This is a genomic window from Pseudomonas sp. PF05 (assembly GCF_056521845.1).
In genome coordinates, this window is the sequence record NZ_JBWLPW010000001.1 from 854,880 (window position 1) to 874,966 (window position 20,087).

The 20,087-nt window shown below is 56.7% G+C and carries 23 protein-coding genes and 4 pseudogenes; 14 read left to right on the forward strand and 13 right to left on the reverse strand.

Annotated elements, in window-relative coordinates; genetic code table 11:
- The first annotated feature begins 370 nt into the window (after positions 1-370).
- From AC09SL_RS03795 to AC09SL_RS03805, 3 genes are all read left to right on the forward strand, one after another.
- Entirely contained in the window at positions 371-943 is a 573-nt protein-coding gene (locus AC09SL_RS03795; RefSeq protein ID WP_231139217.1) for a hypothetical protein, read from the forward strand.
- Complete coding sequence (locus AC09SL_RS03800) at positions 936-1,643, forward strand: RES family NAD+ phosphorylase (RefSeq protein ID WP_058545188.1); 708 nt, start codon at positions 936-938, stop codon at positions 1,641-1,643. The genes AC09SL_RS03795 and AC09SL_RS03800 overlap by 8 nt, the downstream gene beginning before the upstream one ends.
- A gap of 247 nt (positions 1,644-1,890) precedes the next feature.
- On the forward strand, positions 1,891-2,139 hold the full coding sequence (locus AC09SL_RS03805; protein ID WP_058545189.1) for a hypothetical protein: 249 nt from the start codon (positions 1,891-1,893) through the stop codon (positions 2,137-2,139).
- A 134-nt stretch (positions 2,140-2,273) separates the two neighbouring features.
- Here AC09SL_RS03805 and AC09SL_RS03810 read toward each other — a convergent pair whose 3' ends face one another.
- Positions 2,274-2,486, reverse strand: coding sequence for a hypothetical protein (locus tag AC09SL_RS03810; protein WP_058545190.1), 213 nt, complete (start codon positions 2,484-2,486; stop codon positions 2,274-2,276).
- 81 nt (positions 2,487-2,567) lie between these two features.
- Positions 2,568-2,743, reverse strand: a pseudogene (locus AC09SL_RS03815) (con-10 family general stress protein).
- A gap of 327 nt (positions 2,744-3,070) precedes the next feature.
- On the opposite strand from AC09SL_RS03815, the gene AC09SL_RS03820 reads away from it, so the two are divergent.
- The 3 genes and pseudogenes from AC09SL_RS03820 to AC09SL_RS03830 all read left to right on the forward strand — a co-directional run bounded on the left by AC09SL_RS03820 (position 3,071) and on the right by AC09SL_RS03830 (position 4,248).
- Positions 3,071-3,271, forward strand: a complete 201-nt coding sequence (locus AC09SL_RS03820) for a PLDc N-terminal domain-containing protein (protein ID WP_231139230.1) — start codon at positions 3,071-3,073, stop codon at positions 3,269-3,271.
- Positions 3,272-3,285: 14 nt separating this feature from the next.
- Positions 3,286-3,795: a hypothetical protein gene (locus AC09SL_RS03825; protein WP_058545191.1), complete on the forward strand. Its 510-nt coding sequence runs from the start codon at positions 3,286-3,288 to the stop codon at positions 3,793-3,795.
- An 8-nt stretch (positions 3,796-3,803) separates the two neighbouring features.
- A pseudogene (locus AC09SL_RS03830) lies at positions 3,804-4,248 on the forward strand (DUF421 domain-containing protein).
- A gap of 182 nt (positions 4,249-4,430) precedes the next feature.
- Here AC09SL_RS03830 and AC09SL_RS03835 read toward each other — a convergent pair.
- A pseudogene (locus AC09SL_RS03835) lies at positions 4,431-4,985 on the reverse strand (CheR family methyltransferase); the annotation flags it as partial.
- A 180-nt stretch (positions 4,986-5,165) separates the two neighbouring features.
- Between AC09SL_RS03835 and AC09SL_RS03840 the strand changes: the two are divergent.
- From AC09SL_RS03840 to AC09SL_RS03850, 3 genes are read left to right on the forward strand one after another with little or no spacing between them, the layout of a single operon-like run.
- Positions 5,166-6,023 carry an SDR family oxidoreductase gene (locus tag AC09SL_RS03840; RefSeq protein ID WP_058545192.1) on the forward strand — a complete coding sequence of 286 codons (858 nt, stop codon included), beginning with the start codon at positions 5,166-5,168 and terminating at the stop codon, positions 6,021-6,023.
- Positions 6,024-6,040: 17 nt separating this feature from the next.
- Positions 6,041-7,834, forward strand: a complete 1,794-nt coding sequence (locus tag AC09SL_RS03845; RefSeq protein WP_058545193.1) for a thiamine pyrophosphate-requiring protein — start codon at positions 6,041-6,043, stop codon at positions 7,832-7,834.
- Positions 7,835-7,893: 59 nt separating this feature from the next.
- Positions 7,894-8,040: a hypothetical protein gene (locus tag AC09SL_RS03850; protein ID WP_196764440.1), complete on the forward strand. Its 147-nt coding sequence runs from the start codon at positions 7,894-7,896 to the stop codon at positions 8,038-8,040.
- 37 nt (positions 8,041-8,077) lie between these two features.
- On the opposite strand, the gene AC09SL_RS03855 is transcribed toward AC09SL_RS03850, so the two are convergent.
- Positions 8,078-8,218: a hypothetical protein gene (locus AC09SL_RS03855; RefSeq protein ID WP_155742057.1), complete on the reverse strand. Its 141-nt coding sequence runs from the start codon at positions 8,216-8,218 to the stop codon at positions 8,078-8,080.
- Between the two features lie 1,311 nt (positions 8,219-9,529).
- On the opposite strand from AC09SL_RS03855, the gene AC09SL_RS03860 reads away from it, so the two are divergent.
- Positions 9,530-10,702 carry a zinc-dependent alcohol dehydrogenase gene (locus AC09SL_RS03860; protein WP_058545195.1) on the forward strand — a complete coding sequence of 391 codons (1,173 nt, stop codon included), beginning with the start codon at positions 9,530-9,532 and terminating at the stop codon, positions 10,700-10,702.
- 3 nt (positions 10,703-10,705) lie between these two features.
- Complete coding sequence (locus AC09SL_RS03865; RefSeq protein ID WP_058545196.1) at positions 10,706-11,137, forward strand: HhH-GDP family DNA glycosylase; 432 nt, start codon at positions 10,706-10,708, stop codon at positions 11,135-11,137.
- Positions 11,138-11,475: 338 nt separating this feature from the next.
- Here the strand turns inward: AC09SL_RS03865 and AC09SL_RS03870 are convergent, their stop codons facing one another.
- From AC09SL_RS03870 to AC09SL_RS03905, 8 genes and pseudogenes are all read right to left on the reverse strand, one after another.
- Positions 11,476-12,027: an ATP-dependent Clp protease proteolytic subunit gene (locus tag AC09SL_RS03870; protein ID WP_058545197.1), complete on the reverse strand. Its 552-nt coding sequence runs from the start codon at positions 12,025-12,027 to the stop codon at positions 11,476-11,478.
- Positions 12,028-12,120: 93 nt separating this feature from the next.
- Complete coding sequence (locus AC09SL_RS03875) at positions 12,121-12,384, reverse strand: hypothetical protein (protein ID WP_155742058.1); 264 nt, start codon at positions 12,382-12,384, stop codon at positions 12,121-12,123.
- Positions 12,385-12,855: 471 nt separating this feature from the next.
- Complete coding sequence (locus AC09SL_RS03880) at positions 12,856-13,080, reverse strand: hypothetical protein (RefSeq protein WP_058545198.1); 225 nt, start codon at positions 13,078-13,080, stop codon at positions 12,856-12,858.
- 225 nt (positions 13,081-13,305) lie between these two features.
- Positions 13,306-14,607 (reverse strand): erythromycin esterase family protein, encoded by a 1,302-nt coding sequence (locus AC09SL_RS03885; protein WP_058545199.1) that lies wholly within the window; start codon positions 14,605-14,607, stop codon positions 13,306-13,308.
- Positions 14,608-14,639: 32 nt separating this feature from the next.
- Positions 14,640-15,983: an SDR family oxidoreductase gene (locus AC09SL_RS03890; protein ID WP_058545235.1), complete on the reverse strand. Its 1,344-nt coding sequence runs from the start codon at positions 15,981-15,983 to the stop codon at positions 14,640-14,642.
- Positions 15,984-16,080: 97 nt separating this feature from the next.
- Entirely contained in the window at positions 16,081-16,341 is a 261-nt protein-coding gene (locus AC09SL_RS03895; protein ID WP_081264393.1) for a metallothionein, read from the reverse strand.
- Positions 16,342-16,488: 147 nt separating this feature from the next.
- The gene (locus AC09SL_RS03900) at positions 16,489-16,842 is read right to left on the reverse strand and encodes a con-10 family general stress protein (protein ID WP_058545200.1); all 354 of its coding nucleotides are present in this window, start codon (positions 16,840-16,842) and stop codon (positions 16,489-16,491) included.
- Between the two features lie 261 nt (positions 16,843-17,103).
- Positions 17,104-17,271: pseudogene (locus AC09SL_RS03905) on the reverse strand (con-10 family general stress protein); the annotation flags it as partial.
- A 355-nt stretch (positions 17,272-17,626) separates the two neighbouring features.
- Here AC09SL_RS03905 and AC09SL_RS03910 point away from each other — a divergent pair.
- Positions 17,627-17,797: a general stress protein gene (locus AC09SL_RS03910; protein ID WP_155742059.1), complete on the forward strand. Its 171-nt coding sequence runs from the start codon at positions 17,627-17,629 to the stop codon at positions 17,795-17,797.
- A 523-nt stretch (positions 17,798-18,320) separates the two neighbouring features.
- Here AC09SL_RS03910 and AC09SL_RS03915 read toward each other — a convergent pair.
- The gene (locus AC09SL_RS03915) at positions 18,321-18,575 is read right to left on the reverse strand and encodes a hypothetical protein (protein ID WP_058545201.1); all 255 of its coding nucleotides are present in this window, start codon (positions 18,573-18,575) and stop codon (positions 18,321-18,323) included.
- A 156-nt stretch (positions 18,576-18,731) separates the two neighbouring features.
- Here AC09SL_RS03915 and AC09SL_RS03920 point away from each other — a divergent pair, with 156 nt between their 5' ends.
- Both AC09SL_RS03920 and AC09SL_RS03925 read left to right on the forward strand, forming a co-directional pair.
- Positions 18,732-18,920: a hypothetical protein gene (locus AC09SL_RS03920; protein ID WP_155742060.1), complete on the forward strand. Its 189-nt coding sequence runs from the start codon at positions 18,732-18,734 to the stop codon at positions 18,918-18,920.
- 221 nt (positions 18,921-19,141) lie between these two features.
- Complete coding sequence (locus tag AC09SL_RS03925) at positions 19,142-20,026, forward strand: manganese catalase family protein (protein ID WP_058545202.1); 885 nt, start codon at positions 19,142-19,144, stop codon at positions 20,024-20,026.
- The last annotated feature ends 61 nt before the right edge of the window (positions 20,027-20,087 follow it).

Sequence of the window (20,087 nt, forward strand, 5' to 3'; positions counted from 1 at the left end):
GCAGTGATGAGATTGTAGTCTGCTGACGGCGCCACATTGCTATGCCGCTCCTTGCGGTTTCCAACGCATGTCTTGAACGAGTTCGCTCGCAGCACCTGAATGTCAAGGTTGTGTCCTTGGCTTCTCGCCTCAACGCCATGCGCTGAGCGACAGCACGGCGAGCTCCCTCAAACCTATCTATGCATCCGGATGAATGGAGGCTAGGCCAGGGCTGGGGTTATCAAAGATATGCTAGTATTTGATAGTGCAGATAACTGGTGAGGAGATTTCCATGAGCGTTACAGAGCAGTCGGGCGTCTCCACTTTGGTCGGTACGCCTAAGGAGGCTCGGGCGAGCTTAAGCCGCTCGCATGCGGACCGAGTGCTGGTCGTGTCTTTTGATCAGATCAACCTCAGCGTATTTGAGGTGTTGGCGGAAAACTTCGCCAATGTGGCTTCTTCGATGTACGAGGTGCTGCAGGAGCGTCAGGACCCGAAGTCGCTGGAACGACTGGCCGAGGTGTTTGTGACGCGTAAGCCGCCTTCGCCTCGCTTGCTCAAGGAAGCGGCAATGCTGGTACAGGCCCGCAAAGCGGTGTTGGAAAGCGGTGACTGGCTGACCGCCGCAGACATCGCCCAGGTGGCCCAGTTGAGTACTAGAAACCCGAGTGCCCAGCCCAACAAATGGAAAAAGCAGGGGCAGATCTTTGCCATCAGCCACGGTGGGGTCGACTATTTCCCTGGCTACGGCTTGGACCCGGACGCGGGCTATCGGCCGTTCAAGGCATTAGCCAAAGTCATTGAGGCGTTCGCTGGCCACAAGGACGGCTGGGGTATGGCTTACTGGTTCCGTTCAGATAACAGTTTTCTGGGCGGCAAAAGGCCCCAGGACTTGCTGGCATCGGCGCCTGATCGGGTGATTGCTGCCGCACAGGATGAAATCCAGGGCATTGTCCATGGCTAAGCAGCGTACCGAGTCCAGTGAGGATAGGGCGACGCCTGTCACCGATTTGACGGCGTCCGTCACCCCAGCGCCTGCGGCTACGTTGCACGTCACTTTTACCGTGATCGCCCAAGGCGATGTGCTTCATCGTGTGCATCAGGATAAGTATCAGCCTGATCAATTCAATCCCGGTGTGCACGGCAACGCACGCTTCAGCCCGATCCAGGATGATCAGGGGCGGGCGATTCCTACCTTGTATGGCGGCACGACGGTTGAGTGCGCCTTGATGGAGACTGTCTTTCACGACGTTCCCCATACGGCTGGCTTCAAGAGCTTCGACAAAGGCAAGCTGACTGGACAGGTGCATTCTGCCGTCCAGGTTAGCCAACCGCTGCACCTGGTTGATCTGTCCAGCGTGCCCCTGCGGAAACTGGGCATCACGCGCAAACAACTGATCGACACTGAGAAAGATCAATATCCTGCGACGCGCAAATGGGCCGAGGTAATCCACCGTCAGTGTCCAGATGCCCAAGGACTGTCTTGGGTGTCGCGACAAGATGATTCGGCACGTGCGGTGGTGCTCTTCGGTGACCGGATTCCTGACGGTGCGTTCCACCCGCAGGGGGCGTCACGCAGCTTGACCGGCGACTCGAATGTGTTCGACACGGTGCTCAATCTGGCAGAGCGGCTTGGGGTCGTTATCATCGCGGGAAAAAGCTGAGTCAAAATGACCGAACAGTGGCCCCTGGAATCCGCTCTCTGAGTCTGGAATTGCCATTCCTCAGTCATGAGATCTTGCTGAAGACGGCGGGCGTTGATGGGGGCATTAATGGTAATTTTGGTACAAATTTGTATGTGTCGACGGCCAGACACGTCTCGCGTACATCCTAAGGAAGGGGCGGTGCCTGCCAGAGAGCGCAGCAACAACGATGGCTGGTTCCGTGATGGCCTAGAATGCGGAGCTCGTTATGAAGGTCAACCAGATGTTAAGTGATGAACTGGTGAGCCGGCTGGAAGAGAAAATTCCAGCCATGGCGAAAGGCGCGATCAAAACTGCTTATATCAACATGCTGGCGGCCGGACTTAGTGTGATGGAGGTCAGGAATGGCATGCTCGTTGAAACAACGGCGGATGGTCAGCACAAGGTTATTCGAGTGGCCAAGCCCAAGCATAAGGTAGCTTCGGACAGGACTATCAAGGTGCGTCGCCTTTCATAACAAGAGGTTGAGCGCGCCCGTATCTTGGCGATGTCGCCGTGCAATGCGAACAATCTGTCCATTTTGGCATGTCAGTTTTTGTGCTGCGCAGGGGGAGGTTGCCGACAAGCTCGCCGCCGCATTGGGGCGTTAAATCATTGGCCGTGGGATCTCAGCTTAGCCAAGCCCTGTTTGATGTGTCCGGCGTTCTCTCCGATCGTTTGAAGCGCACCGCGGACATTGTCTCCAGTGTCCGTCGCACCCTGGCGCTCAATCCTCAAGGTCAACTCCATCACGGCCGCCTCTAAGGCGAGTTGGTTTTGGTACAGTCGCTCAAGAACATCAGAAAGTGAATATTCAGTGGGCATTGTTTTGGCTCCAATTGAGAAGTCAAAAGCGTAGCAGCAGGGAGGGCGGATTTCCTAAGGCGCGGGCGACAGTTCGCTCACTTACGACTTGCGGCCGCCACGGTGGCTGTGTTGATCGCCTTTGCGTCCAGCCCCGAAGATCTTTTCCCTATCATTGGGAGAGTTGCCATCCGACGCTTGACCGCCTTTTTGCCGGCCTCAGACGCTTTTTTGGGATCGTTGGCGTAATTCCCGAGATTCTTATTACTTGTGGTCATAGTCTCTTTCCATACCTGGATAGTTGGCTGTCGTTTAGCTAGTTACCCATGAGTCCGCGAGCATTTACTCCTATGTCTCGAAGACGTTTTAACAGTTTGCAAAAGGGCGATTAAATATCGGTTAATAAAAAACTTATATAGCTCGCGCAAAATTCTGCCGCTTCGTCTAAGTTTATAAGGCTGATGAGGTTGGAATGAAAGCACTTCTCCGCTTCGCTTAGTTAACACGTTTGTCTGAAAATATCGAAAAAATAATGAACCCCCGGCCCCCTTACAAAATCAAATGTATATCAACGGAGGTGCACCATGCAATTCACTTATTTCTGAATTTTCCTGGCATTCATCTTGTTATTGCTCGACCTGTGGGTCATCAACAGTGTCTGGCGAAGCGACAATTCATCGGGCAGTAAAGCGGGTTGGACGGCTTTGGTCGTATTGCTGCCGTTTATAGGGCTGGCTATCTGGAGTATTACGGGGCCGCGCGGCCTAACCAAAGGCCCGTCCTCGCCCGAACATAGCAAAGGCTGAGCCCGAGGCACCGTATGAAACCCCATGGCGACCTGCACAGCCGACGCTACCCGGTCAACGAAGACATGGCCCTGCAGCGCAAGGTCTGGCGCTTCGAGCGATGGGGCTGGTATGGGTTGGGTGTGTTAATTGCGCTGACATTGGCCGGACTGTTCTCCAAGGGGCCGTTCAGCACTGCAGAAGTACGCAGCGCAGATGGGCTATTGCGCATTGAACACCAGCGTTTCCTGCGCAATGGATCTTCTGATGTGCTGGTCATCCGTCTGCAGGGCAAAGCGCGCGAGCCCCTGGAGGTAACCCTCAATGGCGAGTTGTTGCGCGGCTTCAATGTTGAAATGCTGCAGCCGCAACCTCTTATGGCCAGCACCGCCGGCGAGGGTGTGAAGCTTTGGCTGCTCAGCGACAAGAACGGTCAGGCGGTGCTGTATCTGACTTTGCGCAGCGACGGTGTGGGCCGCTTCGACACCCAGGTGGCACTCGCCACCGGCGCGTCCGTGCGCTTCTCACAATTTATTTATCCGTAGGGGCGCTCATGGACTCGGTATTGCGCGCAGTCGCCATTTATCTGGTGTTGATGATTCTGTTCAAGATCGCCGGGAGGCGCTCCCTGGCGGAGCTCACTACCTTTCGATCTGGTGCTATTGATGGTGATCGGCGAGGCCACTCAGCAGGCGTTGCTGGGCGATGATTTTTCATTGATCAACGCCATCTTAGTCATTGTCACGTTGATCGCCATCGACATTGGTTTTTCATTGGTCAAGCAGCGCTCACACTGGTTTTCCCGGGTGTTGGATGGCGGGCCGACGATTGTGGTCGAAGACGGCAAAATACTCGCTGAGCGCGTCAAGCATGCGCGGCTGGATGAGAGCGATATTCTCGAAGCGGCCCGCTCTGCTCAAGGCATCTTGGAGATCCATCAGATCAAGTTCGCGATCCTTGAGCGCAACCGAAAAATCTCGGTTATCCCCTATGAATAAGCCCAGCCTAACGCTGTGAGCGGCACAGTTTATTTCGATTAGGTTGATCAACAAATCATGGGCCACGGGCTCACTGACATGGGTGTCAAAGCCCGACTCGGCGGTCTTTTTTCTGATCCTTGCTGGTGCCGTATCCGGGCAGGGCGTTGGCCGGAACCTGCTGCGGATAGCAGATCTTGCGCCAAGGCGCACAGATGGATATCGACGAACGAAGCCTTGTTGAGGCAGGCGTAGCGAGGGTCATGATCGTGGTGTTCGGGCGTAACCCACTTCGCGGCATGTTGTGGGCGGACGGCGCACCGCGGAGGAGCCGGCTCGCACGCGAAAGATCCGGTTGCGCTTGTCCAGCGGCGCAACAGCTTCAGGCAGCCGTCGACTGATGCTAAAGATCCGAGAAACAGATAGCCACCGGGGCGCAACGCAACAGTTGCAAAAGATATCGCGCTGCACCTCACGGTCCAGGTAGATCAACAAGTTTCGGCACACGATCAGGTCCAGCTGTGAAACGGCGGATCAGGTATCAAACTTGTATTTAGCGGACTACACATTTTCGCGAATCTGCTTACGTACCCGGTAGTGCTGGTTTTTCTCCTTCGGCGAAGTACTGGCGCAAGGATGACGGCGGCGCGTCAGTGATGATCGCTTCCGGATACACGCCGTTGCGGCCATGGGTAATGGCGCGCTCATTGATCGGTGGCGAACACCTGCGCCTTCGCGCTGCTGCCATCCAACATCAGTGTCCCCTCGCTAGTTCTGCGAAGTTCTACCTCGGTTGAGGTGCGCATTATACAGAGGGTTTATTCAGGCTGACGAATGGAAACGCTGTGTCGGGAGGGTTATCCGATTTTTCACAATCCGTCTGAACTTACCCTCTCCGCCAAGCCTCGCAAAAGTAATCACAGCCAGGAGGAAATCCGATGAACAGTTATCCGAAACCACCCTTCAAGACACAACAGCAGCCCGTGCCCGGTGAACAGCGCAAGATGGACCCGCTGCCCGATTGTGGTGAGCAGACTTATAAGGGGTCGGGCCGCCTCGCCAATAAAATAGCCTTAGTCACCGGCGCCGACAGCGGTATTGGCCGTGCGGTGGCCATAGCCTTCGCCCGTGAAGGCGCGGATGTGGCGGTCTCCTATCTGGATGAGCATGAAGACGCCAAGGAAACCGCACGGTGGGTCGAGGCGGCGGGTCGTCAATGCCTCTTGTTGCCCGGCGACCTGGGCAGCGCGGATCAGTGCACTACGATCGTCAACGACACCGTGGAGAAGTTTGGACGCATCGATGTGCTGGTCAATAACGCGGCGTTCCAGATGACCTACGAAACGCTGGACGACATCCCTGACGAGGACTGGCTGAAGACCTTCAACGTCAATGTGACCGCGATGTTCCGCATCTGCAAGGCCGCGTTGCCGCACATGGTTGAAGGCAGTTCAATCATCAATACCAGTTCGGTCAATTCCGACGCGCCCAACCCCACCTTGTTGCCATATGCGGCGACCAAAGGCGCGATAGCCAACTTCACCGCGGGCCTGGCGCAGATGCTCGGCAAGCGCGGTATTCGTGTCAACAGCGTTGCCCCAGGGCCAATCTGGACGCCGTTGATCGTCTCGACGATGACCGAGGACTCGGTGAAAGATTTCGGTGGTAATACGCCGCTGGGGCGCCCCGGCCAGCCGGTTGAAGTGGCGCCGATCTATGTGCTGCTGGCATCGGAGGAGGGCAGCTATATCTCCGGTGAACGCTACGGCGTGACGGGTGGCAAACCCATTCTCTGAATTAAGGGAGGAGTCTGATGACGATGACAGTAGGCGACTTTCTGGTTGAGCGGCTCAGCCAATGGGGCGTGACCCGAATCTTTGGTTACCCGGGCGACGGTATCAACGGCGTATTCGGCGCGTTGAGCCGGGCGCAGGGCAAGATCGAATTCATCCAGGCCCGTCATGAAGAAATGGCCGCGTTCATGGCCTCGGCGCATGCCAAATTCACTGGCGGGCTGGGTGTGTGCATCGCTACTTCAGGGCCCGGGGCCTCGCACCTGATCACTGGGCTGTATGACGCACGCATGGACCATATGCCGGTGCTGGCGATTGTCGGGCAGCAAGCGCGGGCGGCACTCGGTGGCCATTATCAGCAGGAGCTGGACCTGGTCTCGATGTTCAAGGATGTGGCGGGGGTATTCGTGCAAGAGGCTTCGGTGCCGTCCCAGGTGCGTCACCTGGTGGATAGGGCCGTACGCACGGCGGTGGGTGAGCGCCGAGTGACGGCGATCATCCTGCCCAACGACTTGCAGGAGGCGGCCTATGAGCCGCCGGCCAGAGCGCATGGCACTGTCCATTCAGGGGTTGGTTATTCGAAGCCTCGGGTGGTGCCTTATGCGGCTGATCTACAGCGCGCCGCAGTTGTGTTGAATGCGGGTGAGAAAGTCGCGATTCTCGTCGGCGCAGGGGCGTTGGCGGCCACCGATGAAGTCATCGCTGTCGCCGACGCGTTGGGCGCTGGTGTTGCCAAGGCGTTACTCGGCAAGGCCGCAGTCCCCGACGATTTGCCCTGGGTCACCGGCAGCATTGGCCTATTGGGCACCGAGCCCAGCTACAAGCTGATGACTGAATGCGACACCTTGTTGATGATCGGTTCGGGGTTTCCCTATTCCGAGTTCCTGCCCAAGGAGGGCGATGCCCGTGGCGTGCAGATCGACCTGCAACCTGACATGTTGAGCCTGCGTTATCCCATGGAGGTGAACCTGGTGGGCGATGCTGCCGAAACGCTGTCGGCGCTCATGCCGTTGCTGACCCACAAAACGCAACGTAAGTGGCGCAAGCAGGTTGAAGGTTGGCGCGCGACTTGGGAGAAAACTCTGGAGAAACGCGCCCTGGCCAAGGCCAAGCCGATCAACCCACAGCGGGTGGTGTACGAGCTGTCGCCACGCTTGCCCGACGGCGCCATCATTACCAGTGATTCTGGCTCCTGTGCCAATTGGTATGCCCGCGACTTGAAGATTCGCCGTGGTATGCAGTGTTCATTATCCGGCGGTCTGGCTTCCATGGGGGCGGCTGTCCCCTATGCGATTGGCGCCAAGTTCGCCCATCCGCAGAACACGGTGATCGCGCTGGTGGGCGACGGTGCGATGCAAATGAACAACATGGCTGAGCTGATTACTGTCGCCAAATACTGGCGACAGTGGCAAAGCCCTAAATGGATTTGCGCGGTGTTCAACAACGAAGACCTGAACCAGGTCACCTGGGAACAGCGCGTGATGGAAGGCGATCCCAAGTTTGAGGCGTCGCAAACCATTCCTGACGTGCCGTATCACCTGTTTGCGATTTCGCTGGGGCTCAAGGGGATTTTCGTCGAGCGCGAGGAGGATGTCGCTGCGGCCTGGGAGCAAGCGTTGGCGTCGGATGTGCCGGTGCTGCTCGAGTTCAAGACCGACCCCAACGTGCCGCCATTACCACCGCATATCAAGCTGGAACAGGCCAAGAAATTCGCCTCCACCTTGCTCAAGGGCGACCCGGATGAGGCCGGGGTGATTGTGCAGACCGCCAAGCAGGTGCTGGCCAACGTACTGCCGGGAGGCACAAAAAAATAACGAACACCTGCGCAACCGCGTAGCCAAAGCTGTAAGGACATGGATATGAGAATCCGGCGATGACGCAGATTTTCAGGCGCTCGGCCGATACTTGGCTGCACGTGGGACTGTTGCTGCTGATCGTGGGCCTCTCGGGAGGCTTGCTTGTGGCGTTGACCCTAGACAACACCGACTACAGCACCGGGCGTAACTGGGAGGTCGAGTAGCCGCTGACCTTCAGCTATGCCCACCATGCAGGCAAACTCAAGATTGACTGCCGGCCTGGCTCTTGCCGAAAGCAGACAGGATCCATACGCCTCCGGCGTTTTGAATTCGGTAGTCGTGATCGTCCAGCGTATCGCGCCATTGCTGGATTCTAGGCGCTTTGGCTTGTTCAAAATTCATGGAGGGAGTCGTTTGCTGATCTGTCAGGATCTACAGTATCTGAGGCGTGCCAATTCTAGCGAGGCCGCGGCGGCGAGTTGCATCGACCAGTTGGATCGACGACCCTTAGCTGAGGGTCGCTCCAGATAAAATTCCTGATAGCTGCTTTCATAGATGCGTCGTGGGCTCCACTCGTCGCAATGCTTGAACACACACGCTTAACGACGCCTCTATTATTCTAACTTTGTGGAGATTGTTGTCGTGTACGAAGATAGGAAAGTGCATGCAATCACAACTTGGCACCGCCTTCTTGAGCATCCAGCGAGCGGAATGAGCGCTCCCGAGCAGTATGATGAATTGCTGCGCCTTGCTGAGGAGTACTTCGAAGAGGGGTTTATAACTCGGGAAGATCGCAAAGGGATGATAGAAAAAGCCACAGTGAACTACAGGCAAGCGGTAGAGGACCTTGGACAACGTACATAGCGTCATACGCTGACCCAAGATCCTGACCTTTTCACGGGCAAAAATTTTGCAAATGGACGCTTACGGAACTAGGCCTAGTCACATACCTTCAGGTCAAGTTCGACGACTGGCGAGACATAACCATCTCCTCCAAAATCTCGCGCACTAGTCGGTTAGTCCCGGATTCACCGTGGTATTGGGTTCGGTCGATGTTAGCAATCATGAATTGTTGCTCGTCCGGACCGGTCACTTCGACCGATAAGCTACTATCAGCGTTTATCGAGCAAATGATAGAGCACTGAGGTAGGCGGCTCGAAAGTACTGCTTCGAGTTCACTTTTACTCATCGTATCCATGGCACATTGCTCCTTCTCCTCGCTGAAAGGGGATAAGACTAGAACAATCTTGTGCGGTGCCAATGGTGGCAAATTAATGCTAGGGGGCAGGCCAGGTGGATACAAGAAGGCCGGTGCTACATTGGCACTTCTTCTTCGAAGTTGTTTGCGCTTGTTGGGTACGAATCCAGCCCGTTGGAGATGAGAGTCAAAGGGCGAGATGCCGTGGCTGGCATTATAAGCGCTCACCGTGTCGCCGGGCACCGCGCAGGAATCTGATATTGCAGCACGCCGGGGGACAAGGTTCGTATCTGACTTGGGGTCGTAGGGGCCTTCGTACCGAATAGATACGGGGGCAAGGTACCAAGAAAGATCCAAAGCATTTCACGAGTGGTTAGATGGTCGCTGAGCGCATAGTCCCCAGACTTCGGTTGAGTTTGACCATTTATCCGGCGTGACAGTCTTCGATGAAACCTTGGGCCGCACTCACTTTTCAACTCTGTTAGAGCCCTTGACTCAATGCGCAGAGGTGAACCATGAAAGCAATCGTATTTCACGGCGTTGGCGATATCCGCTTGGACGAAGTGCCGGACCCGATCTTGCAGGAACCGACCGATGCAATCGTGCGGGTGACTGCGTCGGCAATTTGTGGAACAGACCTGCACTTCATCCGTGGCAGTGCGCCAGACATGCTGCCTGGGACGATTTTAGGCCATGAGGCCGTAGGCATTGTCGAAGCGCTTGGCGAGGACGTGCGCAATTTGCAGATTGGTGACCGCGTGCTGATACCATCGACCATCGCCTGCGGCAATTGCTCATACTGCCGTGCCGGTTATTTCGCTCAGTGCGACGTTGCCAATCCCAACGGTAAAACCGCTGGCACTTCTTTTTTTGGCGGGCCGAAATCCACCGGCCCCTTCGATGGTTTGCAGGCTGAGAAAGCGCGCATCCCTTTTGCTCACATCGGCCTGGTCAAACTGCCGCAGGAAATCACCGACGACCAGGCCATCGCCATGTCGGATATTTTCCCAACCGCGTGGTTCGGCGCCGAAATGGCGCAGATCAAAGATGGCGACACGGTGGCGGTATTCGGTTGCGGCCCGGTCGGGCTGTTCGCAATTTACAGCGCTCGATTGATGGGTGCCGGCAGAGTCTTTGCCATCGATAGCCTCGAAGACCGGCTCGCCCGGGCTCGAGAGCTGGGCGCCGAATGTATAAACTTCGAGAAGGAAGACCCGGTCGAAACGATCGCCCGGTTGACGTCAGACATCGGCACCGACTGCGCAATCGATGCGGTCGGTATCGATGCCGACCATGCGCATCACGGTGGGCACGAGCGCGCGCAATGGCAACCCGGTGATGAGCCTTCACAAGCTTTGCGATGGGCGGTCGAGTGCGTCGCCAAGGCCGGCACGATTTCCATTATTGGCGTCTATCCGGCTGGCTTTGACAGCTTCCCGATTGGCGCCGCGATGAACAAGAACGTTCGTCTCAATATGGGCAACTGTCACCATCGCAAATACATACCCAAGCTGATTGAAATGACGCTCGCCGGGCGAGTCGATCCCTCGCGAGTCCTGACTCAGCAAGAACCGCTGATCGATGCCATTTCAGCGTTCAAGGCGTTCGACAAACATCAGGCTGGCTGGATCAAGGTTAAGCTTGAACCGGGCGCCAGCGGCTGGGCCACTGCGCGCTCGGGAAATTGAACAATGGCCAGAACCATCACCGCGCGAGACCTGCGGATCGAGTTCGGCCTCGGCGATGAGGCTGCGTTGTTCAAATGGTTGCTCGCCAGTTACCTGATGGGCAAACGCATCCAGGCCGACATTGCTGCAAATGCCTATCGGGTAATCGTCGATAAACACGGGTGCGATACGCCAGTCAAACTTGCACAATGCAGCCATCGTGAACTGGTCGCCATGCTTGGCGAGGCGCATTACGTGCGTTATGACGAATCGACCGCCGAACGCCTTTTTGCTCTGGCGCGCAAGCTAAATGGCGAATACGCGGGAAAGGTCGGCAACATCGCGCGGGCAAGCAATGATCGTACTGAGTTCGAAACGCGCCTTGAGACGTTTGATGGAATTGGGCCAAAGACTGTGGAAATCTTCATGCGCGAAGCCGCGGCCGTCCTTTTTTAACAGGCTGTGCGAGGGCCAATTGGCAGTGTCACCATCGGTATGATGAACACAAAGTGGCCGTGCAAAGCGGTCGAGGCTTATTACAAGAACAGAGAGATCGCAATGAATTGTCTGATTTGTGTGCGCGCGGCGCAGCGTATTCAATGCTCCGGGCCATGGGAGGAGCGCGACTGCCCAGACTGCGGGCGCTGTCGGATCTCAGATGAGTTGATATTGTCTATGAAGGTGAGATTTTTGACATCAACAGAACCCGTCATTGGCTGGAAATCCAGCGCATGGGGGTGGCAAATCCCATCGATAGAAATGAGCGAGGCTCTGCTGATGACTTGAAGGCCCATTCATGAATGAATGATCGAGCTCACTGACTGCGCATCGATTCGCGGCGGTTTGACGGCCTGTATCAGCCCGCACTCAAGTGCTTGTTGGGGGTTGAGAATGCGCGAGGCGGCGGTCAGATATTTTTCCGTTTCCAGTGTTTCCCTAGCATCCACCGTGCGTTCGGCGACGATGCGCGCGTATAGGATGAGATCGTAATCCAGGCTCATGGCGTATTCCGACATGCGCGAATGATCGACCGAACCTTGTACCTGCCAGTGAAACGGATGGAAAAGGAACTTGCTGTGAATGCAGGCCGAGCGATGCTCGCCGGCTAAGAACACGATATTGCCCATCGATTCGACAGTACCTAGATTATGGGTGTGCACCGGAATAGGCAGGGACAGTAGAAAGTTGTACATGGTAAAACCGTAACTGCATTCACCACCCATGGTCGCGATATTGACGATCAATCTGCTGGCACCTTGTTGCACTGCAGTCGACGCTTTTTCGATTAGTTGAGCGCAGGTAGCCGACGTGATCGGGGCGGTGAAATTGATGACGTGGATAGGCATGGGTCACCTCGTAAATTGGATGGGGCCTCACTTAGGATGGAATGGAGTTGCGATTTGGTAAGGCTAGCTGAATGTAAGAGGGGCGCGAATTCGTCATCCGCCACGCTCACAGACCGGGCGAGTATGCGACGCTCCTGAACTGCGCTCCGTCTGAGCGACGCCTTGTCGGTGTTCGTAGCAACGGCTGGAGGTGGCGACGGACTCGTGGCGGCCCAGCTCGGGGGCACGAATGCTGTGCTCGACTGGGCGCTCGTTGAGTGCAGCACCTGGTAGGGACGTCGACTCGGTTTCGTGGGCTGGTTCTTCAGCTTTTTCCGGGTGCATCGCGCAGCACTGGTGTTCGACAATGTTTTTCATGTTCGACCTCTGGCGCCTGGAGAAGGGCCGCGATGCCGCCCTCTAGGGATCTCAGATTTGCGTCCACCGCTAGGGCCTGACTGCCCGCCGTTGCGACCGGCTTCCAAACGTTCTCGCGGTCATTAGCGAAATCGCTGCCATGGCCGCGGCCCGCTAGACGAACCCTTATCAGGTCCCGTGATTTTATTACTGTTAGTCATGAGAACTCTCCACCACTTAATAAAGGTTCACTGATACCCTTAAATACAGCAGACACTTACTCGGATAATCTAAAAACTTACATCGTTTTGATTGTTTGACAGTCGCCCGATAGGCGGTCTGGCACCGGTTTTCGTTGCGATGCGGCAGCGCTCAACTGAAGCGAAAACTACAAAGTGGCGACGGGGCGCTGTCGGCAGTCGCCCCGTCCGAGTCTTGACTGGCTGAGCCGCTCGGCTCTCGGTCGGCACCTCCATGCGCAGTTAGGACGGTTCACGGCTGCTGATAGTGTCCCGGAATGTTGTCTTCCTCCTCGGGTTTGGTGCGTTTTTGCACCTGGATATCGCTGAGCTCGGCATCGTTGAGTTCAGGAAATGTCGTCTTGACCAGGGTTGCCGCAAGCGCCGTTTCCAGCGTCTCCCGGTCATGCAGGAGCGTGCGGCTCTGCGGCTGATTGTTTACGATGAAACTGACGATGTAGCGGTGTTCAGTGGACATGGAACTCCTTATGTGAAACGGATGCTGCCATTGGGCAAACGGCTGGTGACCTGTGGCAGACGGCTTAATGCATCATTGCCCATGAGTCCGAGCGCCACCGGATTTTCAGCTGAAACCGCCACAGGCGTGGTGATCACAAACAGCTTGATGTCAACCAGCAGGTGCCTCCAAGACTGTAGGAAAGATCAGTTATGCGGTTCAGCGATGGGCTTCCCGTCAGCGTCGTCACAGGCCGAAGGGGAAGGTGTCTTCCTCGTGGCTGGTCGACGGCACCGTGCTCAGCGCCGTGATGGCATGGGTATTGGCGAACCAAAGCCACGCGTCAAATTGTTCGCCCAGGGTAGCGGCGAAGTAATGACTTTGGCGCTCGGTCTGCGGTTGGTAAATGACGCCGATGGCGCGCTCCTGCAGGCGCTGGGACAGCGCCTCACGCAGCACGACGCGCTTGGCATCACGCCAGTCATAAAAGGTGCACGGGATACCTGCTTCGATAAAGGCGCGCTCCCAACTGCGTGGCAGCGCCGGGGTGACGTCTTTGATGCGCATTGGTTGATCCCAGCCGTCGGCCGCCGCGACCGTGCCGTGGTCGGTCCCCATGCCGATCAGTACCGCGTCTGAACCGAACGCCTCGCGGCATAACTGGCCCAGCGTCAATTGACCGCTGTCACCCATCTCGGTCGCGCGGGCATCGCCGACGTGAGAGTTGTGCGCCCAGACGATCACTTTCGCGTTGCGCTCCTGTCGCGAGCGCAGCGCTTGCAGCGTTTCGAACATGTGCTGGTCGCGCAGGTTCCAGGATTCGCGATTGCCGCGATACATCGCTCGGTAATACTGCTCGGCGGCATGCACCACCCGCGCATTCTGGGTAGCATTGAACAATGCCTCACCGTCATTTTCTATGAGGCCCAGGCGTCGGTTGAGCATGGCCTGCAGTTGCTCAAGCACAGCACTTTCACAGGTGGTCATGCCGCCGACTTCGGTGAAATGTCCGTACAGCGCCGGCTCATCGTGCCAGGGCATCAGGCAGGCATACCGTTCACGCGCTTCTCGGGCCATCGCCGGATCGGTGTCTTGTAAATAGCCGAGCACCTCGCGGATCGAATTACGCAGGCTGTACACGTCGAGGCCGCGAAACTCCACACGCTGATTGGCTGCCCGGGTTTGGTTGAAGTCCAACAGCCAGCGCGCGAACGCCTGTACGTCGGTGTTGCGCCACATCCAAGTCGGAAACCGGGAGAACGCAGCCTCATGCCAATGACCTTTGTCGCGCCCGCGGACGCAACGGTCGATCTGGTCGGCGTCCGGCCAGTCCGCCTCGACCGCAACCACGGTAAAACCGTGATGGGCGATCAGTTGCCGCGTGATCGCTGCACGCGCCTGATAGAACTCGTGAGTTCCGTGGCTGGCCTCGCCGATCAACACGACCTGCGCATCGCCATAGCGGTCAAACAGAGTGGCAAATCCGGTGCTGTCGAGGTCAGAAAACGCCTCGGCATGTTCCTTCAAAATCTCGATCAACCTGTCCATTGTCGTTTCTCCTGGCGAACTTCGGGCGCCGATCAGTGGCTTCCCCGCGAGCGATTGACGGCTAGCAAGCAACCACCTACCAGCAACGCAGCGCCGGCCACTAGCAATGCGGGGAATTTCGGCCCAGGTTTGCGCCAGCCACCTTCAACCAGGCGCTCGCCATCGGGTGGCGCGAACAGATTGCCGCTGGATGTTGGCGCCGTGGGGCTGCGCTTGAGTGCCAAACGCGTCAACCAGCCAGACAATTGCGGGAAACCAGGTATGAGAAAATGCGCCACACGTGCGACAGTAGCGGCACTCCCCACGCTCGTGGTCGGTTTGGGATTGATGGCGCACGCGACCATAGCCTTGGCAACACGGCGCGGATCATACGTGGGGGCCGGTGGCTTAAGCGCGTGCCCGGTGAAATTGGCGCCGTCGCGAAACCCGGGGGTGTCGATGACGGCCGGGTAAATATCGCAGACATGAATATTCGGCGACCCTGCGAGTTCGCCGCGCAGTGCTTCGGTCAAACCGCGTAAACCATATTTGCTCGCCGAATAAGCTGCGGCATAGGGCTGTGCCACCCAACTGCCGAGGGACAGTGTATTAATCAAAATACCACTGCGTTGCGCCTTAAAGTATGGCCATACGACATAGGCGCCGCGCAGGTAACCGAGCAAATCCGTTTGCAGCACTTGCTCATGGATCTCGAGCGGTGTGTCTTCAAAACTGCCTACTGCGCCGACGCCGGCATTATTGATCCAGACGTCGATGCGTCCGTTACCGAAGCTGGCGGCCTGCTCGGCCAGCGCTTGCATCTGCTCACTGTCGGTGACGTCGGTGCGCACCGCCACGGCAGCCGCACCGCGATCAGTGCATTCGTCGACGACCTCGGCCAGCGCAACGTCATCGCGCGCAGCCAGCACTAGCCGCGCACCCTCACTGGCGAACGCTTGTGCTGTCGCCCGACCGATGCCGCTGGAGGCACCGGTAATCACAACGAGTTTGCCGGCTATCGATGACCGCGTCTGACGCTGCGCGAATGAAGAGGCGGATGAGGAGGACGTTGAGTTCGCCTCGCTGGCCATTGACTTGGGCGTGGCGTTATCAGGCAAGAAGGGCACCTCGGTCAGTTCGAGGCGCAAGCCGTCGTCGAGGATCAATTTCAGGTTTTCAATTTTGCCGACACGTCGATTGGGGTAAGTCGGTTCGCCAGACGGGTCGAGCTGGTCGTAAATGAAATCTTGCTCCTCGAGCCAGCCCACAGCAGTCTGCAATTCGGGGCCCAGGTAATATTTACCATCCAGAAAAAAGCCAAGGAACTGCGGGGCTCGCTCGACGCTTTCAATGACGTAGCGCTCACCCGGTTTCATGCCGGTTGCTGGGTTGATCATGGTGAAGTCCTCCGCGGTTGGTTCTGGGTAGAAAACAGCGCGCATACCGGGTTTCCATCTGAAGAAAGACGACAGCATGCCCCTGTCGAAGCGGCGCTCAGGGTGATATCGGATCGCTGGCGGGGAACGTCTCTTCGACCGCTTCGTCCAGTTTCGAATCACTGACGCTTCGGTCTCCCAGCGTCATGCTGCGTTCGCAGTGACAATCGGAGGAAGGGCAGGGTGTTCCGTTCGGGTGAAGGTCTGCGCAAGCGTCGCTGCAATACTGTTTGCCGTCGCGCTCGACCTCCTTGTCGGCGGCTAAACTGCAGGTGCAATCCGGGCATGCGCACGGGAAGTTCGGTTTGGCGTTCGTCATGGATGTCTCCGGAAAAGACGTCCTCCATTCGGAAGCGTCGTTTCTAAGGGGTGATCAGATCGCGTTAAACAAACGTCAGGTTAAAAAGAGTTTGTCGCCGCGGGTGCACAAACGGCAGGGGAGCAAGGCTCCCCTGCCTCTGGCGCATCAGCTGTTGCTATCACGCCCACCACCGTGGCTGCTTTCGCCACCCTTGCGACCAGCCTCAGAGGCCTTTTCCCGATCGTTGGCAAAGTTACCGCCACTGTTCTGGCCACCTTTGCTACCGGCGTCAGCGGCTCTTTGCGGATCGTTTTTGAAGTTGCCACCGCTGTTCTGGCCGCCCTTGCTTCCGGCCTCTGCTGCACGTTCGGGATCGTTTTTAAAGTTGCCACTACTGTTTTGGCCACCTTTGCTGCCAATCTCTTGATAGAACTCTTTGTCATGGGAAGCCGATGTGGCTTCACCACCTTTTTTACCCGCCTCGTTTACAGACATGCCGCCTTGTTTGTCTTGTGCCATTTCAATTTACCTCGTGTTTACACAGGCGATCACGCAGGCAAACATATTCGTATATTGAATATGCTCAAGCCTCGCAATAGCTATGAATTCATCTAGTATCGATTTGCTTCTTCACCTACTGTTCACTTGTCAGCCAAGTAACACTCGCCGTTTTGCAACTGCGAGACGCTTTCATGGATCATCGGTGTAGGCCTTCAATGATCGCATCCCGCCTATTGCCTCTGGCGAATACTTAGAGCCGCAGGGCTGCCTTAGTGATCGTTAGGATTTACGCCCGCCACCATGGCTGTTTTGGCCTCCTTTGCGTCCTGCTTCCGAGGCTTTTTCGCGGTCGTTGGCAAAGTTTCCACCCGATGCCTGCCCACCTTTTCGTCCGGCCTCGGATGCTTTCTCGCGATCGTTGGAAAAATTACCCGGGTTTTTACTACCTGTAGTCATGATAGGTCTCCAATTCATTTTAAGTTTCGTTAGTTGCCCATTTTCACCACGGACACTTACTCCGATATCGCGCAGTTGGAAAATGCTTGGAGAATTTTTTGCGTACCCGATGAACGGCATCGACCCCCCGAAAAGTTATACAGGTGGCCGGATTGAGCGCCGCTTCGTATAAGTTTATGATGGCGAATTGGATTGCCATAGCCGCGCGAATCGCTTCGCTTAGTTGCCCTTTTGTCACCCAGGGAAGTGTGTGTAGAACTTTAACTGCTAGTGTTTATTCGGGAGTGTCTGCAGCTTATTGGGCATCTCTATTAAGATAAACCTCACAATAGTGGAGAGTAGAACTATGACCGGGAAACATCGAAGCGAGCATTCCTTTGCCGACGATCCACAGAAAATCAAGGGTGCGGGTAAGAAGGGCAGTAATGCCGTCGACGTCAAACTCGATCGAGCGGAAAAGGCGCGGGTGGGAGGACAGCACAGTCATGGCGGAACCCGCACCGGCAAGGAGGGCTGAAGCGGGTTTGCGGCAGCGACATATACGCCACCAGAGACGAAGCCCGAATAGGTGCGCTGGTTTTGGTTCAGCGCTTGGTTATAGGCTGGCCGGTCGGCGCGGGGACCGCTGGTTATTATTTTCGGGCGCGCGCAAGCACCTTTGGCATGTGCAGCTTGTGATCCGTTTCGCCGGCGCTGCTCGGTGTGCGCCAGTCATTGTTATTGAGCGTATGCAACGAGGACGCAGAACCACGCCGCCAAGGTCAGCTCATCTTGATGCGCGGGCAGACGTCGGGCGTGCGCAACTCCAGTCGGATAACGCACCACAGCCGGACGCCCCGCCAGCATCGGCAGCGTGGCTGTTCGCGACGATGCGCATAAGCAAAGCGATGTGTTCATCCTTACGAGTCGGCCAACGAACAGCGGCGGCATGCCCATGGATGGTTCGTCGCACGCCGCCTGGCTATGACCCATGGATCCACAGTTCGCGCCACCCCACATAGGATGGGTCATAACTGGACCCGCAAGGCAGGCTGACGGAGTCAGTGTCGGTGATAATCGTGGCCGGCTACGGCGTTCAGGTAGGCCTGATCGGCCTTGATGCGCAAGTCGCGCCATTCGTTCCAAGTGATGATCCCTCGGCGATCCATCTCATCGCACTGGCGCAGCAGCTCTTCGTGATAACGGTCGGGGCATTCCATGCGAAGCGTCTGATTTTCGAAGGTTTGGTGCCAGACATCGAGCGCGCGCAGTCTGGTTTCTTCTGCAACGGTCAGCAGGTTCTTGAAAGCATCCATGGCATCTGGCTTCCACGTATGTTTTCACTGGGAGCCGTGTATGTCGAAAGCGGTTCAAACGAAGTGACGAGATGATGTGCACGCCGTTCGCTCTATCGTCGCACACGGGAATTCAGCACCATTCCAAAAGTTCGATTTGCGCTAATTGGGCCAGACATGAATAAGCCATCCTGCCCGGACGAATTGCTCGAAAACGATCTGGGGCCGAATGATGGCAGTTCCATGTCCCGCACTGCCGGCCGTGACGAAGCCTCGAACGCGACGACCGATTGGCAGCATCCGCTGGAAAGCGGCGAATCGGTCGACCGATATCGACGCCATAGATCAGAGACATTTGAACCGTGATCCGGATCTGAAGCCGTAATATCGAGTCGGCGAAGCGGGCCTTTGCAAGTCAGCCTCCACGCCAATATTTGTTGGCCGTTTCGCTTGTTTAACGATTTTAACCATTTGTCCTGAAAGTCGATTTTTTTTTGAAATTTCTGCACCGCCGGTCTTTCCCAAAAGAGTAGGCAGTGTTTAACCCGTGAACGCCGCCGCGCTTATCGAGACTGAGGAGATTGGTGATGTTTCTACATAACAAGCGACTTCAATATACCGTGCGTGTTGCCCAACCTAACCCTGGTCTAGCCAACCTTTTACTGGAGCAATTCGGCGGTGCGCAAGGCGAGCTGGCGGCGGCGTCGCGCTACTTCACTCAGGCTCTTTCCGAGGACGATCCAGGTCGCAAAGATTTGTTGATGGACATCGCCACCGAAGAACTCAGCCATCTGGAAATCGTCGGTTCGATCATCGTCATGCTCAATAAAGGCGCAAAGGGACAGATGGCCGAAGGCGTCGAGCAGGAAGGTGAGCTTTACCGCTCGCTGAATGGCGCGGGCAATGATTCGCACATCACCAGCTTGTTGTATGGCGCTGGCTCGCCGCTGACCAATTCGGCAGGTGTACCCTGGACTGCGGCGTACATCGACACCATCGGTGAGCCCACGGCCGACATGCGCTCGAACATCGCTGCAGAAGCGCGGGCGAAGATCGTTTACGAACGTCTCATGAACGTGACAGATGATCCTGGCGTAAAAGAAGCGTTGGGCTTCCTGATGACCCGTGAAATCGCCCACCAATTGTCCTTCGAAAAAGCCCTGCACGCGATTCAGCCAAACTTTCCACAAGGCAAGCTGCCCGGCATGCCTGAATTCACCAACGTCTACTTCAACATGTCGCAGGGCACGGAAAGCATGCGCGGGTCCTGGAACCAGGGCGACGACTGGGAGTTCGTTGAAAGCCCATCGCCGGCCGTCGACGGTGGCGATGGGCTGGCCACGGTGCAACTGGACAACGCCGACAAAGCGCGGCTGGAAAACATGAAAATGCGCACAATGTCAGACCCCAACAGCGAGCCAGTCACCGGTGCCGACCTTGGCTCCGGTGCGCAAGCCAAGCTTGGTCCGTGACGAAGCACAGCCGCACGCGCCGACGCGTAGTCGGCGCGCCTTGCCCATCACTGGAAATCAT